Genomic DNA, 16517 nt, shown 5'->3' with positions numbered 1-16517 from the left:
CCGGCCGATGCCGGTCAGGCGGACAACTCCCGTTCGAGCGCGACGATGACCTCGTCGCACCATTCGATGAAGCCTTCTTCTTGGCGGATACCGCCGCGCAGCACCAGGAACTGGTGCAGCTTGCGGCCGGTCAGTGCGGCCGGATTCGGGTAGTAGCTCTCCTCGAATCCGGTGAAGATCTTGAGCTGGGCGAGATGCTCGTCGCGGTGCGCCTTCAATTCGCCGATGATGGCGGCGAGATCGCCGAATTCTGCCGCCCGCAGTTTGACACCCAGGTCGCTGCGTAGCGGCTGCAACGGCGTCGGGCTCATCGCCCACGCGGAGAGGACGTCACGGCCCTCGTCGGAGATGGTGTAGACCTTCTTGTCCGGCCGGCCGTCCTGACTGATCGACTCGAAACTGACCAGCCCGTCGGAATGGAGCTTCTTCAGCGTGCGATAGATCTGCTGATGCGTCGCCGACCAGAAGTAACCGATCGACCGGTCGAACTGCCGGCCGATCTCGTAACCCGTGCCGGGTCGCTCGGCCAGTGACACGAGAATCGCATGCTCGAGTGCCATGGGATCAAACTAGCAGTGCAACTCCGCACTATGCAATTAGGTTCATATGCGAGGCCCGCGATGGGGGCGGTCAGGCGACGGCGACACCGCGGGTGTGGAGGTGTCCGTCACGGAGTTCGACGACGTCGTCGGCGATCTCCGTCACACGGGCGTCGTGTGTGATGAGCAGCGTGGATCGTCCGTGCGCGAGGCGGCGCAGTGGCTCGAGGATGCGCTGGGCGGTCGCGTCGTCGAGACCCGACGTCGGTTCGTCGAGGATCAGGACCGGGCTGTCGCGGAGAAATGCGCGTGCCATGGCGATCCGTTGCCGCTGACCGCCGGACAGGGTCAGACCGTCCTCGCCGAGGGGGAGTCGTAGCCCATCGGCAGTTCGGAGATGAAGCCATCGGCATCCGCGGCGATGGCGGCGGTGATGATCTCCGCGCGGGATGCCTCGGGCCGGCCGTACGCGATGTTGTCTGCGATGGTGGCCGCCTTGATGATCGGATGCTGTGGCAGAAGGGTGACGTGGTCGCGGATGGAGCGGCCCGTGAGGGTGGTGAAGTCGTTACCGCCGAGCATGATCTGTCCGCTGTCAGGATTCTCGAAACGGCAGAGCAGTGATGCCAGCGTGGATTTTCCGGCACCGCTGCCACCGACGAGGGCAGTGATCTCCCCGGGTCGCAGATCCAGCGAGACGTCGTCGAGGATCGTGGCCCCGCCCCGGCGCAACGTCACATGGCGGACTGCGATCGCGTGATCGGCGCCGGCATGCTCCACCGCATCGTCGCGGTCGGAGTCCGTGGGAAGGAGGTCGAGTAGTTCGGAGATCCGTTCGGCGCTCACCGCCGCGGAGGCCAACGAGAGCCGAACCTCTGCGAGCTCCTGCATCTTGGGATACAGCATTCCCAGGTAGCCGGTCAGCGCGAGCAGTTCTCCGACGCTCAGGTCCCCTCCGCGGACCTGCCAGACGCCCGCGATGGCGATGGCGAGGGTGACCACCACCTGGCCGAAGCCCATGACGGCACCGAAACCGGCTTCGATCCTGGTCTGCGACATGCGTGCCCCCAGCCACGTGACGCCAGAACGGTGCAGTCGCGCGTGTTCGCGATCCTGCTGGTTGTACGCGACCGCGGTCTCGTGCCCGCTCAATGCGGTCTGGACGGCGACGGCGATGTCGGCGTTGGCGTTTCGTTCGTCGCGGGTCACGAGGGTCTGACGGCGCCCGTAGTAGGCCGAGATCGCCCACAGGACCGGAACCGCCGCGATGGCGACCAGCGCGACCTGCCAGCTCATGATGAACGCCGCGACGACGAGGCCGAGAGTGTTTGCCACCGCGATGATGAACTGCATGACACCGGACCCGACGAGGTACTCGACGGCTTCGAGATCACTGGAGTGCCGGGTCACGAGGTCGCCGAGGCCGAACCGGCGATGGATGACCGGGTTGAGCCGCTGCACATGGGCGAACAGCGAATCGCGGAGACGCAGGACCACACGTTCGGAGATGCCGATGGCAGTGACCTGGCCGTGATAGTCCGCGCCGGTCGACAGCGCGGTGATGAGTAACCACAGGACCGCCAACCGGGCGAATCCGACAGCGCTGTCGGCGGTGAGGGCTCCGTCGATCACATCGGAGAGCACGAAGATCGCGACGATCTCACAACCGGTCGCGACGAGCAGAAGTGTTGCGGCAAGCGCGAATCGGGCGCCTTCGCCTCTGAGCGCAGGAAAGAAGCGGCGGAATGCGTCGCGTGCGGTCATCCTGTGATCCGATCGAGGACAGGCGACGTCCCGGTGCCGTCCGTCGTCGACGGAGGGGCACCGGAACGTCGCGTGGGGTGGTCAGGAACGACGGTGGCTCAGAACCACGCCCAGTCCCACCGATGCAGGTGCCGGTTCCAGACGCGACGACGGCGGCGCTTGCGCGGCGGCGCGGGGTGCTGCTGCTGCGGGCGGGGGCCGTTTCCGGGTTTGGGTCCTGGCTGAGGCATGAGTGCTTCTCCTTGTTCGGGCCGGCCGCATCGCCGACATGGAGAAGCTATGGGCGCCACCTTCGGACGGCCTTGGCCACAGCTGCGAGAACGCTGTCAGCCCATGGCGGGGACCGGCGCCGACAACACCGCGATCCCGAGCCATACGAGCGCGGCGACCTTGATCAGCTCGAGCAGCACGTACACGAGGTGTGCGTGGCTGCGTGGACCCTCGTGGCCTGAGAGGACCGCATCGGATCGGCGGGAGAGCCGCGGCCGGACCGCGGTCAGTTGGACGGTCAGCATCGCGATCGAGAGTCCGGCCGCGAGTGCGATCGCGGTGGTCGAGAACGAACCCGCGCCGATCGCCACGACGATGACGGCGGCCCAGAGCAACTCCGCGATGTTGAGAGCCCGGAAGACGAGTCGTCCGATGCCGAGTCCGATCGGCAACGTCACCCCCGGCGCCCGGAATTTGAGCGGTGCCTCCACGAACGAGATCGCCAGCACCATACCGAGCCAGAGAAACGTGGCCGCGGTGGTGAGGGCCGCGGCCGCGGTCACCGCGCGCCCGACCGCAACAACTCCGGTCCGAAGGTCTCGTAGTGGATGTGGCTCGCGTCGACATCGCGGTCGAGGAATGCTCCACGCATCGACGACAGGAATCCTGTCGGACCGCAGAGGAGGACGTGGGAGTCGTCGCAGATGTCGATGTCCTGCAACGACATCTGACCGACCCGGATGGTGTCCGAGACGACGTGCGGCGAGGCGTTCTCGTACCACTGGAACAGTCGGCCGTCCGGTAACGACTCCACCAGGGCGGCGAGCTGACCGCGATGGGGCTGCCGGTCCCGCGACCGATCCGCGTGCAACACCGTCACGGACCGGCGATCGCCCTGCTCGGCCATCGCGGTGAGCAGTCCGATGACCGGCGTGCAACCGATGCCGGCCGACGCCAACGTGATCGGCGCATCGTCGTCGGGCAGGACCAGATCGCCGAACGGGGTGCTGACGCGCAGCAGGTCACCCTCGAAGACATGCTCGTGCAGATGGGCCGAGACCTCGCCGGCGAACTTCACGCTGAATCGCCACTCCGGCACGGTGGGTGTGCCCGTGAGGCTGTACTGCCGGATCTGGTGGGCGCCGTCGGCCAGCGGGACCTGGACGGAGATGTACTGTCCCGGGCGAAAGCCGGGGAGACGATCGGAGTCCTCGCGCCCCGCGACGGTCAGCGAGATGGTGTCGGGGGAGACCTGCGTGCGTTCGGTCACCAGGGCCTCGCGCCACACGTCACCCGCAGCGACCCCGGCGCGAGAGTACAGCTCTGTCTCGGATCGGATCAGCAGATCGGCCATGTCCCAGTACAACTGGTCCCAGGCGTCGGCGACGGGGGGCGTGACCGCGTCACCGAGCACGTCGACGATGGCGGCGAACAGATGTTCATGGACGATCGCGTACTGCTCGCAGGTCACGCCGAGTGAGGCGTGCTTGTGCGCGATGCGGTCGAGGATGAACCGCTGGCGCCGTACGTCGGGCTCGAGCTGCAGCCGCGCGAACGCGGCGATCGATCCGGCAAGGGCCTGCGGCTGTTCGCCGCTCTTCTGGTGGGTGCGGTTGAAGAAGTTGTCATGGAGCTCGGGGTGTGCGGCGAACATCCTGCGGTAGAACCGCTCGGTGATGTCGGCGAGACCGTCGGCGACGGCGGGTAGGGTGGCCGCGATGGTGGTGCGTTGGGTGTTGGACAGCATGATGACTCCGATCCTTGGATGACGTTGTCTGTCAAAGGTTCTGGGCGAGGTGCGGGCGGTCCGGCAGAACGTCGGACGCGTCGGGTCGGCGAGGAGGTGACAGCGACAGGAGGACGGCGGCGGTCGGCTCGTGGACGAGGTCGGCGACCGTCTGATCGTCGAGACTCGCGAAGAATGCCGCGCGTGCCCGCGCCAGTGCTCCGCGCAGTCGGCATGCGCTCCGCAGCGGACATGGTTGCGGGCGATCGCAGTCGACCACCTCGCCGTCACCCTCGAGCGTCGATGTCAACCAGCCGACGCGGGCGTCCCGACCGAGATCGGTGATGGCAAGACCGCCGGTGCGTCCGCGCCGCGCATGCACCACACCCATCTCGGACAGGCGTCCCACCACCTTGGCGACGTGCGTGTAGGGCACCGCGAGTTCGTCCGAAAGCTGCCGGGTTGTCATCGGCGTTGGGGCCGTGTGGTTCTCGCCGGCGACCGCCAGGCGCATCACCACCCGGAGGCCGATGTCGGTGAACCGGGTGAGTTGCATGAACTGAGTCAATCATAATTGGAGTATCAGATGAATATTTTGTTGTCGTGATCCGCGCCACGCCGACGGGGTGGGCAGAGCCGCCACGCAGGTGACTCGGGATGTCGCACACTGATACTCATGGCGACACCGGAAACGCGGTCGGGTGGTTTCCTGTCCTGGCGGAGGGTCGACGGCGGGGGAGTCATCGCCCCCGGAGAACGGCTCAGCTGGCCACGCACGGTGGGCATCGGACTGCAGCATGTGGTGGCGATGTTCGGTGCGACCTTCCTCGTCCCGGTCCTCACCGGGTTCCCTCCGTCGACGACACTGCTGTTCTCCGGGTTGGGCACGGTGCTGTTCCTGGTGATCACCCGGAATCGGTTGCCCAGCTATCTCGGTTCCAGTTTCGCGATCATCGCTCCCGTGTTGGCGGCCAGTGCGTCCGATGGTCGATCGGCGGCGCTGGGAGGGATCGTGCTGGTCGGGGCGCTGTTGATCGTGATCGGTGCCATCGCCCACTTCGCCGGGGTCGGTTGGATCGAAGTTCTCATGCCGCCGGTGGTCACGGGCACGATCGTCGCGCTCATCGGACTGAACCTCGCGCCGACCGCGAAGGCGAACTTCGAGAAGGACCCGGGCATCGCGACGGTGGTTCTGCTGCTCCTCGTCGTTTCGGTGGTGTTGTTCCGGGGATTGCTGGGACGCCTGGCGATCTTCCTCAGCGTGCTCGTGGGATATGTGATCTCACTGATCTTCGACAAGGTGGACACCAGCGGGATCGGAGATGCAGCGTGGGTCGGCCTCCCCGAGTTCGACACGCCGACTTTCCATCTGTCGGTACTGCCGATGTTCTTGCCGGTCGTGCTCGTGTTGCTGGTGGAGAACATCGGACATGTGAAATCGGTGGCGACGATGACCGGGATCGACTACGACCGCCGGATCGGGCGGGCGCTGGCCGCCGACGGATTGGCGACGGTGCTCGCGGGCAGCGGAGGTGGCTCGGCGACCACGACCTACGCCGAGAACATCGGCGTGATGGCTGCGACCAAGGTGTACTCGACCGCGGCCTACTGGATTGCGGGTGTGGGGGCCGTGGTGCTCGGGCTCTCGCCGAAGGTGGGTGTGGTGATCGCCGCCGTGCCGCCGGGAGTGCTGGGCGGGGTGACGACCGCCCTCTACGGTTTGGTCGGCATTCTCGGTGTGCAGATCTGGGTGACCAACCGAGTGGACTTCTCGAGACCGGTCAACCAGTTCGCCGCGGCGATCCCGCTGGTGATCGGCATCGCGGATTTCACCTGGGTCGTCGGCGATCTCGACTTCGGGGCATCGCCCTCGGAGCCGGTGCGGCGCTGGCCATCTATCACTCGATGTCGCTGATCGGGCGGTGGCGGGGCACGGTGGTGCCGGCGGGCGGCAAAGACGAGGCGACGATCGATCCGGCAGCCGACCTGTGAGGTCGTCGAGATGGTGGAGGAGTCCGGAGTGGAGGCAGGCGACGTGGAGGTCAGCGCGTTGGCGATCAACGTCACCGTCCCCGAGAATCTGCGCTGGACGGATGTGCGGCGTGACGAGGAGTTCACGTTGACGACACTGAACGTGCGTCTCCTGCCGGACGGCCGGCTCGCGGCCAAGGCATACGGGCGCCCGACACGGGGCGGGCGCGGTGCCTACACGTCGTTCCGGGTCCCGGACGATCCGGAGATCTCCGCGCTCATCGACCGGGCCGCCGCCCGCGCCGCCATCCTGTGGTCGGGTAACCGCGGACTCGGCTGACGTCGCCGCGATCACGCGGCGGACAGTGCCCCCGGCAGGACTCGAACCTGCGACCTAGGGATTAGAAGGCCCTTGCTCTATCCACCTGAGCTACGGAGGCAGCGCCGCTCGGGGCGGCAGCGTGGGCGAGTATATCCCGTCCTAGAGTGGTGCCATGACCAGCGCAACGCCGACAGTTCCGGCCGAGCCCGGCCGGGACGCGATGCGCGAGCTGCGTGGCGTCGCGGCGGGCTTGTCGTGGGCGCTCGGCTGGCTGGCCGGGATCGTCGCGATCCTGGTGACGGCGCTGTCGGCGGCGACGGCCGTACAACTGGCCGGGGTGCCCGATCCGGGCTGGCTGACGACGTACGGCCTGCCCGCGGTCACCGCGATCGGTGAGGTGAGTGCCGCGATCGCGCTGGGATCTGCGCTGTTCGCCGCGTTCTTCGTACCTCCGCAGTCCGACGGTGTGCTCGACGTCGGCGGCTATCGCGCGATTCGGATCGCGGCGGCGGCAGCGCTCACCTGGAGTGTCTGCGCCGTCCTGCTGATCCCCCTGTCGATCTCCAATGTGAGTGGGCAACCGCTGTCGGAGTCGCTCAAGCCTGCCAATCTCATCACGTCCTACTCTCAGGTGGCCGATGCCCGCACCTGGCTGTGGACGGCGATCTTCGCGGTTGCCGCCGCGGCGCTGTCGCGGGTGATCCTGACTTGGGGGTGGACGTTCGGCGCGGTCGCCCTGGTGGTGCTGAGTCTGATGCCGGCGGCGCTCGCCGGGCACTCGTCCACGGGCGGCGATCACGACGTCGCGACCAACAGCCTGATCCTGCACATCGTCGGCGCGACGCTGTGGATGGGTGGGCTGTTCGCAGTGGTCGTCTACGCGCTGGCCGACGGCCGCTGGCGGGTACTGGCGGTCAGACGGTTTTCGAGGGTCGCCTTCTGGAGCATTGTCGTCGTCGGTATCAGCGGTGTGATCAACGCGCTCGTGCGCATGCCGCTCTCCGATCTCTTCACTGACATCTACGGCCGGCTGGTGCTGGCCAAGATCTGTGCGCTGGTGGTTCTCGGGGCAATCGGTGCCTGGCACCGGCGGGTCACCATCACCCGGCTCGAGGACGAGCCGGCGCAACGGTCGACCTTCGTCCGGTTCGGCATCGTCGAGACGCTGGTGTTCGCAATCACCTTCGGTCTGGCTGTCGGATTGTCCAGGACCCCGCCGCCGGCCGGCGAGAACGCCGACGTCTCCGCTGTCGAGGCGCAGATCGGGTACCGGATCGACGCCGCGCCCTCGCCGTGGCGAATCCTCGTCGACTGGCGGTTCGATCTTCTGTTCGGGACGCTCGCGATCGTCCTGGCCGTCGTCTATCTGCGTGGGGTGCTGCGACTACGCCGCCGCGGCGACGACTGGCCCGTGGGGCGGACCGTGGCCTGGATACTCGGCTGTGCGTTGCTGCTGTTCACCACGTCGTCGGGCCTCGGCCGGTATTCGCCGGCGATGTTCAGCATGCACATGATCGCGCACATGCTGATGTCGATGATGATCCCGGTCCTGCTGGTGCTGGGCGGGCCCGTCACACTCGCACTCCGCGCGCTGCGGCCGGCGGGGCGCGGTAATCCACCTGGGCCGCGGGAATGGATCCAGTCGGCCATCCACAGCCCGCCCTCGCGTTTCCTCACGCACCCGGCGGTCGCGGCGATCCTGTTCGTCGGCAGCTTCTATGTCCTGTACCTCGGTGGCGTGTTCGAGACAGTGGTGCAGTATCACGCGGCGCACATCCTGATGAACGTGCATTTCCTGCTCAGCGGCTACCTCTTCTACTGGATCGTCATCGGCATCGACCCGGCTCCGCGTCAGGTCCGACCGGTCGCCAAACTGGGCATCGTCATGGGTTCGTTGCCGTTCCACGCGTTCTTCGGGGTGGCGCTCATGATGACCAGCGCTGTCATCGCCGAGGGTTACTACCGCAGCCTGAACCTCCCGTTCGCATACGACCTGTTCGACGATCAGCGAGCTGGTGGCGGGATCGCCTGGGCGGCAGGCGAGATACCGCTGGTGGTGATCATGCTCGCGCTGTTGGTGCAGTGGCGGCGACAGGACGAGAAGCAGGCCCGCCGCTACGATCGCCGGGCGGCGCGTGATCACGATGCCGACCTCGAGAGCTACAACGAGATGCTCAAGGAACTCCACAACGGGAAGTGATCGGCGTCGGTCCGGGGAATCTGTCCACAGATCGGCTCGCGGCCACCCGCTGAGCCGTACCGTGATCGATGCTGACTCCAGCCACGAGACACTCGTGGCGCGGGAGAACCCGAGGAGTCGAGCATGTACGAGACATACACCACCATCATCGGCACTGTTGTTTCCGAACCGCGGCGCAGGCAGACCACGACCGGAGAGGAGGTGATCTCCTTCCGCGTGGCATGCAACTCGCGACGGATCGACAAGCGGAGCCGGGAGTGGATCGACGGGCCGACGCTGTATCTGACAGTGAGTTGCTGGCGCCGACTGCTGGTGGGGGTCGGTCTGGCCGTCGCGAAGGGTCGCCCGGTCATCGCGCACGGGCAGATCAAGACCAATGAGTACGTCACCGCGGACGGAGAGAAGCGCTCGGACCTGGAGATGACCGCCAACGCGGTCGGTCTGGACCTCAGCCGATGCGTGGTGAGCTACCAGGGGATCCCCGGCTCGGACCGGCCGCAGGTGGTCGAGACAGCAGACCAGTCGGCGCAGGTCGACTCGGCCCCGACGGCGGCGTGACGGCCCGTCGACCACCACGCCTGAACAGCCACAACTGACAAGTGACCCCGGTGAGCGAGCGATCGGGGTCATTTGTCCTGTTCTGTTCCCGCACACACGGTCGACCGTTTTGTCAGCGCCGACGTCGCGGATACCGTCGTCACCGTGCACCAAGCCATCCATCCCGGCGAGATCCTCGCCGAAGAGTTCATGAGTGACCTCGGCCTGTCGCCGCGTCAGTTGGCGGGTCAGTTGGGCGTGCCCGTCGGAGACGTCCGCGAGATCATCGAGGGCCGGCGGGCAATCTCCCTGACGATGTCGCAGAGGCTCGGAAAGCTGTTCAACCAGAGCGAGACGTTCTGGTTGACCCTGCAGACCGACCACGACAAGGAGGTCTCCGCGCGCGGGGCCGGAGGCAACGTCGAAACGCGTTGAGCGCGAACCGGCGACCGCCGACCATCGGGTCCCTCCAGCCGGTCGGGCATGGCAGGGCCCGAGGCGGCGGGGCGTGGGCCCCGACGTGAACCACTAGACTGAACAACCGTTGTGTCATGGGTTGGACCTTTCGCCTGGTTCCTTCCTCCCCGCGGGGGAGGCGTGCGGGGGATACCACAGTCCAGAGACCCGAAATCGCTGCTAGAGAGGTGCAAGCGTGAGCGAGTTCATCTACACGATGAAGAAGGTGCGCAAGGCGCACGGCGACAAGGTCATCCTCGACGATGTCACCATGTCGTTCTATCCCGGCGCCAAGATCGGCGTCGTCGGGCCCAACGGCGCGGGCAAGTCGTCGATCCTGAAGATCATGGCCGGACTCGACCAGCCGTCGAACGGCGAAGCCTTCCTCGACCCCGACGCCACTGTCGGCATCCTCCTGCAGGAGCCTCCCCTCAACGAGGAGAAGACGGTCAAGCAGAACGTCGAAGAGGGCATGGGCGAGATCAAGGTGAAGCTCGACCGCTTCAACGAGATCGCCGAACAGCTCGCCACCGACTACTCCGACGAGCTGATGGAGGAGATGGGCAAGCTCCAGGAAGACCTGGACAACAATGACGCGTGGGACCTCGACTCGCAGCTCGAGCAGGCGATGGACGCATTGCGCTGCCCGCCGGGGGATTCGCCCGTGACCCACCTCTCCGGAGGTGAGCGGCGCCGCGTCGCGCTGTGCAAGCTCCTGCTGCAGAAGCCGGATCTGCTGCTCCTCGACGAGCCGACCAACCACCTGGACGCAGAGAGCGTGCTGTGGCTCGAGCAGTTCCTCGCCGGCTACGCGGGTGCCGTGCTCGCCGTGACCCACGACCGGTACTTCCTGGACCACGTCGCCGGCTGGATCTGCGAGGTCGACCGCGGCAAGCTGCACCCCTATGAGGGCAACTACTCCACCTATCTGGAGAAGAAGGCCGAGCGTCTCGAGGTCCAGGGCAAGAAGGACCAGAAGCTGCAGCGCCGTCTGAAGGAAGAGCTCGCGTGGGTCCGTTCGGGTGCCAAGGCCCGGCAGACCAAGAACAAGGCCCGTCTCGCGCGCTATGAGGAGATGGCGACCGAGGCCGAGAAGACCCGCAAGCTCGACTTCGAGGAGATCCAGATCCCGACCCCGCCGCGCCTCGGCGACGTGGTTGTCGAGGTCAACAACCTCGACAAGGGCTTCGACGGTCGGGTCCTGATCAAGGACCTGTCCTTCACCTTGCCGAGGAACGGCATCGTCGGTGTGATCGGTCCCAACGGCGTCGGCAAGACGACGCTGTTCAAGACCATCGTCGGCCTCGAGGAGCCCGACTCGGGCACCGTCAAGGTCGGCGAGACGGTCAAGCTCAGCTACGTCGACCAGAACCGCTCGAACATCGATCCCAAGAAGAACGTCTGGGAGGTCGTGTCGGGTGGGATGGACTACATCGAGGTCGGCCAGAACGAGATGCCGTCGCGCGCGTACGTGAGCGCCTTCGGGTTCAAGGGCCCCGACCAGCAGAAGCGCGCCGAGGTCCTGTCCGGTGGTGAGCGAAACCGGCTCAACCTGGCGCTGACCCTCAAAGAGGGCGGCAACCTGATCCTGCTCGACGAGCCGACCAATGACCTCGACGTGGAGACCCTCGGTTCACTGGAGAACGCGCTCGAGAAGTTCCCCGGCTGTGCCGTCGTCATCTCGCACGACCGCTGGTTCCTGGACCGCACGTGTACCCACATCCTGGCGTGGGAGGGCAACGTCGCCGAAGGCCAGTGGTTCTGGTTCGAGGGCAACTTCGAGGCGTACGAGGCGAACAAGGTCGATCGACTCGGCGCGGACGCCGCACGCCCGCACCGTGTGACCCACCGCAAGCTCACCCGCGACTAGACGTGAATCCGAGCGCGGACACGCGTCGGATCGGCTGACCGCGCCGACTCCCGGTCATTACCATCGCAGGGGAGAGGGCACACTCCGGAAACTCCGGGTCCCTGCCCTTCCCGCGATGGGGTGAGTGCCGTTGTCGAACGTGACATCGCTTCTGCCGCAAGCGATTGCGCGGTACTTCAGTTCGTCGTCGGGGCGACCGGCCGAACCGTCGGATCTCGAACGATTCGCGCCCGACGAGGTGGACCGGGTGCGTCGCCATCTCGACGTCGCCCAGCGTCGCGGCCACGGTGAGCGTCTCGTCGACATCGTCGCGAGTGAGTCCGGCGGTGTGGAAGTCGTCGTCGTCAACGACGACATGCCCTTGTTGGTCGAGGCTGTGCTCGCAACCGTCGAGGCACACGACTTGGCCGTGACCCGCATCGACCATCCGGTGCTGCCGGTGATCCGCTCCGACGATGGGTCCCTGTCGGGGTTCGGCGACGAAGAGTCGACCGCCATCGAGTCGTGGATATTCGTGGTCGCCCTCTCTCGAGCGCCCGACTTCGATCTGGAGGCCCTGCGGGCCGGATTGACCGAGGTGATCGGCCGGGTCGCCGATGTGGATCGAGACGTCGACCGCATGCGGACCGGATTGACCGAGCTGGCCGTCGAATGCGCGGCCGTCCAGGAGTCCGGTGCGACGGGTCTGCCCGCCGGTGACCGCCAGGAGTACGCACGTCTCCTCGAGTGGTTCGCCGGCAACCACTTCCTGCCGCTCGGATACGCACGCGCGCCCGCGGGCGGTGCCGACCTCACCGACCGACTCGGGGTGTGGCGCACCGACACCGTGGTCTCGGCGTTCCCGGTGGCGTCCGAGACACCGTTGCCGCGGGTCTCGCGCATCTACCTGGAGACGGGCATCCAACGCTCCGACTTTCCCACCCTGCTGCAGATTCCGGCATTCACCTCCGACGGCGAGCATGCCGGCGAGCACCGGTTCGTCGGTACGTTCACCTCGTCGGGCCTGCACCAGACGGTGCTCGATGTCCCGGTGTTGCGAACCAAGGTGCGCGGGGTCCTGGACCGGGCGGGGGTCGACGCGGATTCGTTCGCCGGGCAGGCGATGCTCGAGTTGCTACAGAACTATCCGCTGGTCGAGATGTTCGCGGCCACCGATGCCGAACTGGGCCGTCAGGTCGACGAGATGCTCGACGCGGTCGCCACGCGATCGCTGCGGCTGTTCGTCCGCATGAACCCCGACGGACGGATGGCGGCCGCTCTGGTCTACCTGCCACGGGACCGGTACAACACCCAATCGCGGCTGACCTTGCAGGCCGAGCTCCTCGACGCGCTGGGTGGTACGGCGATCTCGTACACGGCGCGGGTGAGCGAGATGCCACTGGCGCTGCTCCAGGTGTTGGTACGGGTCGACAGTGACCGCGCGCGGGCGCTCGGGTCGCTCGACACCGGGGGACGACGGCACCAGGAGATGCAGGCGAAACTCGCCGGATCCATACGCAGCTGGGACGAACGCGTCCGTGCACTCGGCCGGGCCACCGCCGAGGGGGAACAGCCGGCGGCCTGGCCGGCCGGCGGGGTCGACACGTTGCTGCGCGCCCTGCCCTCGCTTCCGGAGGACTACAAGGAGCAGCGGAACCCACGCGCCGCCCTCGCCGATCTGATCCATGTCACCCAGCTGGAACCGGGCGGTGTCACCGTCACGCTCAGCCGGTTTGTCGCCGATGAGCCGGATGATCGGGAACTCGGCGACCGGTGGATCTTCACGCTCTACCTGTGCGGGACGGCCGCCACCCTCACCGACGTGTTGCCGGTGCTCCACAGCCTCGGTCTGGATGTCCTCGACGAGCATCCCTATCACCTCATCCGTCCGGACGGAACATCGTGCTGGGCGTATGAATTCGGCGTCACCCTGACCGCGGGCATGTCGGTGGACACCGCCGCCCTCGACGATCTCGAACACCGTTTCACCGACGCGTTCCGGCAGATCTGGCGTGAGAACGCGGAGGTGGACGCGTTCAACGAACTGGTGATCCGCTGCGGGCTCGACTGGCGGTCTGCGGCGATGTTGCGTGCGTACGCCCGATATCTGCGTCAGTGTGGATTCTCGTACACCACAACGCATGTCGCGTCCGTTCTCGGTGAGTACGGGTCGGTGACCCAGGGTCTGGTCGACCTGTTCGCGGCATCGTTCGACCCGGACGGTGCGGATGAGGGCCGACGCGACGACGTCCTGAGCAGACTGCGCCACGACGTCGGCACGGTGATCAGCCTGGACGCCGACCGCATCCTGTCGGCATTCGTCGCGGTGGTCACCGCAACGGTGCGAACCAACTACTACGTCACCGGTGATGGCGGGCGTCCGCCGGTCATGTCCTTCAAGCTCCGGCCGCGCGACATCCCGCAGGCGCCGGAGCCGCGGCCGATGCACGAGATCTTCGTGTACTCGCCACGTGTCGAGGGTGTGCACCTGCGCTTCGGGATGGTCGCACGCGGGGGACTCCGCTGGTCGGACCGGCGCGAGGATTTTCGTACCGAGGTCCTCGGACTGGTGAAGGCGCAGGCCGTGAAGAATGCGGTGATCGTCCCCGTCGGGGCCAAGGGGGGCTTCGTGGTGAAGCGTCCGCCTGCGCCGACTGGCGACCCGGCCGCCGACCGCGACGGCCACCGGAACGAAGGCGTCGAATGCTACCGCGCCTTCATCTCGGGGCTGCTCGACGTCACCGACAACATCGATCATCAGAGCGGGACGGTGATCCCGGCGCGATCGGTGATGCGCCGCGACGGCGACGATCCGTATCTGGTGGTGGCCGCGGACAAGGGCACCGCCGCGTTCTCCGACATCGCGAACGATGTTGCCGCACAGTATGGTTTCTGGCTCGGCGACGGGTTTGCCTCGGGTGGGTCGGCGGGATACGACCACAAATCGATGGGAATCACCGCGCGCGGTGCGTGGGAGTCGGTGAAACGTCATTTCCGCGAGATGGGCCGTGACACCCAATCCGAGGAATTCACGGTGGTCGGCATCGGGGACATGAGTGGGGACGTCTTCGGCAACGGCATGTTGTTGTCCGAGCACATCAGGCTGGTGGCGGCGTTCGACCACCGGCACGTCTTTGTCGATCCGGACCCGGAGGCCGCGGTGGGACGGCGGGAGCGTGAGCGCCTCTTCAGCCTGGCCCGCTCGTCATGGGCCGACTACGACACATCATTGATCAGTGCGGGCGGCGGTGTCTGGTCGCGGGAACTGAAGTCGGTGCCGGTCAGCCACGAGATGCGCGGTGCGCTCGGTCTCGACGACGAGGTGACCGAATTGTCGCCGCCGGAACTGATCCGTGCCATCCTGCTCGCGCCGGTGGATCTGTTGTGGAACGGCGGCATCGGCACCTACGTCAAGGCATCGACCGAGTCCGATGCCGAGGTGGGGGACAAGGCGAACGATGCGATCCGTGTCGACGGCAACGCGTTGCGCGCAAAGGTGTTGGGAGAGGGCGGGAACCTCGGCGCCACCGAGCGCGGCCGGATCGAATTCGACCTGGTGGGTGGGCGCGTCAACACCGACGCGATGGACAATTCGGCAGGCGTCGACTGTTCCGACCACGAGGTGAACATCAAGATCCTTCTCGACTCCGCGGTGTCGTCGGGTGAGCTGGCGATGACGGACCGAAACCCGCTGCTGGCGTCGATGACCGGTGAGGTCGCCGACCTCGTCCTGGCCGACAACATCTCGCAGAATTCCGAGCTCGGTTTCAGCCGAGCCTTCTCCACCGTCCGCGTGGACGTGCACATGCGCCAGCTGGCCGATCTCGCGCACAATCGGGGTGTCGATCTCCGGTTGGAGGCGTTGCCGCAACCGGCCGATCTGCGCAAACGCTTTGCCGGTGAGTTGCAACGTGGTCTCACCTCCCCTGAACTCGCCACCCTGATGGCACATGTGAAACTCGCCGCGAAGTCGGATCTGCTGGCGACCGACCTGCCCGACAACGAGGTGTTCGATGCCCGGTTGTCCGGCTACTTCCCGATGCCGTTGCGAAACCGGTTCACCGACGGGATCCGCTCGCACCGGCTGCGCCGGGAGATCGTGACCACGACGCTGGTCAACGATGTGGTCGACAAGGCCGGCATGACTCATCTCTTCCGTCTGGGGGAGGGCACCGGATGTTCGACGGAAGAGGGTGTTCGGGCGTATGTGGTGGCGGGCACCGTCTTCGGGATGGATGAATTGTTCGAGCGCATCACTCATGCGCCGGCTCCGGCGACGGTGATCGACGAGATGACGATGTATGCGCGGCGTCTGCTGTTCCGGGCGTCGCGGTGGCTGCTGGGGTTCCGGCCGCAGCCGCTGGCGATGGGCGCGGAGATCACCCGGTACGGAGAACGGGTCGCCGAATTGTCCGCGCTGCTCGACAGCTGGTTCGGCGCGAGTTCGGCGATCGACGTCGACGCGCGTGTTGCGCGCTACCAGACGGCCGGGGTGCCGGCGGACCTCGCGAACGATGTGGCGGTGAGCCTGCACCGATTCTGCCTGCTCGACATCATCGACGCCGCCGAGATCGCCGACCGAGAGCCCGTCGAGGTCGGCGAACTCTATTTCGCCGTGATGGAACACTTCGGGCTCGAAGAGCTGCTGACTGCGGTGTCGGACCTCGCCTACGGCGATCGGTGGCACGCGCTGGCGCGCTTGGCACTTCGCGACGACATGCACGGCGCCTTGCGGGCACTCACGCTGAAGATCCTGGAGGTCGGGGAGCCCGACGAGTCGGCGGCCGAGAAGATCGACGAATGGGAGTCCTCGCACACCTCGCGGCTGTCCCGGGTGCGCACCATGCTCGCCGACATCACGGAGTCGGAGACCCTGGACCTGGCCGTGCTCTCGGTGGCGGCGCGTCAGCTACGCAGTGTGATCCGTTGAGCGATACCGTCCG

11 protein-coding genes, 1 tRNA gene and 2 pseudogenes are annotated in these 16517 nt (G+C 66.6%); 7 read left to right on the top strand and 7 right to left on the bottom strand.

Going from position 1 to position 16517, the window contains the following annotated elements:
• Positions 1 to 14: 14 nt before the first annotated feature.
• From GTV32_RS06605 to GTV32_RS06585, 6 genes and pseudogenes are all read right to left on the bottom strand, one after another.
• Positions 15 to 560: a PadR family transcriptional regulator gene (locus GTV32_RS06605; RefSeq protein WP_161059451.1), complete on the bottom strand. Its 546-nt coding sequence runs from the start codon at positions 558 to 560 to the stop codon at positions 15 to 17.
• 70 nt (positions 561 to 630) lie between these two features.
• Positions 631 to 2303 (bottom strand): annotated as a pseudogene (locus GTV32_RS06600) (ABC transporter ATP-binding protein).
• Between the two features lie 98 nt (positions 2304 to 2401).
• Positions 2402 to 2533: a hypothetical protein gene (locus tag GTV32_RS23790; RefSeq protein WP_272918229.1), complete on the bottom strand. Its 132-nt coding sequence runs from the start codon at positions 2531 to 2533 to the stop codon at positions 2402 to 2404.
• 96 nt (positions 2534 to 2629) lie between these two features.
• On the bottom strand, positions 2630 to 3076 hold the full coding sequence (locus GTV32_RS06595; protein ID WP_161059450.1) for a hypothetical protein: 447 nt from the start codon (positions 3074 to 3076) through the stop codon (positions 2630 to 2632).
• On the bottom strand, positions 3073 to 4260 hold the full coding sequence (locus GTV32_RS06590; RefSeq protein WP_161059449.1) for a globin domain-containing protein: 1188 nt from the start codon (positions 4258 to 4260) through the stop codon (positions 3073 to 3075). Before GTV32_RS06590 ends, GTV32_RS06595 begins: the two co-directional genes overlap by 4 nt.
• Before the next feature lie 31 nt (positions 4261 to 4291).
• Positions 4292 to 4795: an Rrf2 family transcriptional regulator gene (locus GTV32_RS06585; RefSeq protein WP_161059448.1), complete on the bottom strand. Its 504-nt coding sequence runs from the start codon at positions 4793 to 4795 to the stop codon at positions 4292 to 4294.
• A gap of 120 nt (positions 4796 to 4915) precedes the next feature.
• On the opposite strand from GTV32_RS06585, the pseudogene GTV32_RS06580 reads away from it, so the two are divergent.
• Both GTV32_RS06580 and GTV32_RS06575 read left to right on the top strand, forming a co-directional pair.
• Positions 4916 to 6231 (top strand): annotated as a pseudogene (locus GTV32_RS06580) (solute carrier family 23 protein).
• Between the two features lie 10 nt (positions 6232 to 6241).
• The gene (locus tag GTV32_RS06575; protein WP_161059447.1) at positions 6242 to 6550 is read left to right on the top strand and encodes a hypothetical protein; all 309 of its coding nucleotides are present in this window, start codon (positions 6242 to 6244) and stop codon (positions 6548 to 6550) included.
• 26 nt (positions 6551 to 6576) lie between these two features.
• Here GTV32_RS06575 and GTV32_RS06570 read toward each other — a convergent pair.
• Positions 6577 to 6650 (bottom strand) — tRNA-Arg (locus GTV32_RS06570).
• 54 nt (positions 6651 to 6704) lie between these two features.
• Between GTV32_RS06570 and GTV32_RS06565 the strand changes: the two genes are divergently transcribed.
• From GTV32_RS06565 to GTV32_RS06545, 5 genes are all read left to right on the top strand, one after another.
• A complete protein-coding gene (locus GTV32_RS06565; RefSeq protein WP_202421665.1) occupies positions 6705 to 8732 on the top strand; it encodes a cytochrome c oxidase assembly protein in 2028 nt (675 codons plus the stop codon).
• Positions 8733 to 8855: 123 nt separating this feature from the next.
• Positions 8856 to 9290 carry a single-stranded DNA-binding protein gene (locus tag GTV32_RS06560; protein ID WP_161059446.1) on the top strand — a complete coding sequence of 145 codons (435 nt, stop codon included), beginning with the start codon at positions 8856 to 8858 and terminating at the stop codon, positions 9288 to 9290.
• 144 nt (positions 9291 to 9434) lie between these two features.
• The gene (locus GTV32_RS06555; protein WP_161059445.1) at positions 9435 to 9704 is read left to right on the top strand and encodes a HigA family addiction module antitoxin; all 270 of its coding nucleotides are present in this window, start codon (positions 9435 to 9437) and stop codon (positions 9702 to 9704) included.
• A 217-nt stretch (positions 9705 to 9921) separates the two neighbouring features.
• Positions 9922 to 11595, top strand: a complete 1674-nt coding sequence (gene ettA / locus GTV32_RS06550; protein ID WP_161059444.1) for an energy-dependent translational throttle protein EttA — start codon at positions 9922 to 9924, stop codon at positions 11593 to 11595.
• A 130-nt stretch (positions 11596 to 11725) separates the two neighbouring features.
• Positions 11726 to 16504: an NAD-glutamate dehydrogenase gene (locus GTV32_RS06545; RefSeq protein WP_161059443.1), complete on the top strand. Its 4779-nt coding sequence runs from the start codon at positions 11726 to 11728 to the stop codon at positions 16502 to 16504.
• Positions 16505 to 16517: the final 13 nt, after the last annotated feature.

Source organism: Gordonia sp. SID5947 (assembly GCF_009862785.1).
GTDB lineage: Bacteria > Actinomycetota > Actinomycetes > Mycobacteriales > Mycobacteriaceae > Gordonia.
This window is presented reverse-complemented; position numbering and strand designations above follow the sequence as displayed.

What these genes read in the sequence shown, in the direction of transcription:
- GTV32_RS06560 (WP_161059446.1), top strand. Translation starts at nt 8,856, where the DNA reads ATGTACGAGACATACACCACCATCATCGGCACTGTTGTTTCCGAACCG.
- GTV32_RS06575 (WP_161059447.1), top strand. Translation starts at nt 6,242, where the DNA reads ATGGTGGAGGAGTCCGGAGTGGAGGCAGGCGACGTGGAGGTCAGCGCG.
- GTV32_RS06565 (WP_202421665.1), top strand. Translation starts at nt 6,705, where the DNA reads ATGACCAGCGCAACGCCGACAGTTCCGGCCGAGCCCGGCCGGGACGCG.
- GTV32_RS06605 (WP_161059451.1), bottom strand. Translation starts at nt 560, where the DNA reads ATGGCACTCGAGCATGCGATTCTCGTGTCACTGGCCGAGCGACCCGGC.
- GTV32_RS06590 (WP_161059449.1), bottom strand. Translation starts at nt 4,260, where the DNA reads ATGCTGTCCAACACCCAACGCACCACCATCGCGGCCACCCTACCCGCC.
- GTV32_RS06585 (WP_161059448.1), bottom strand. Translation starts at nt 4,795, where the DNA reads ATGCAACTCACCCGGTTCACCGACATCGGCCTCCGGGTGGTGATGCGC.
- GTV32_RS23790 (WP_272918229.1), bottom strand. Translation starts at nt 2,533, where the DNA reads ATGCCTCAGCCAGGACCCAAACCCGGAAACGGCCCCCGCCCGCAGCAG.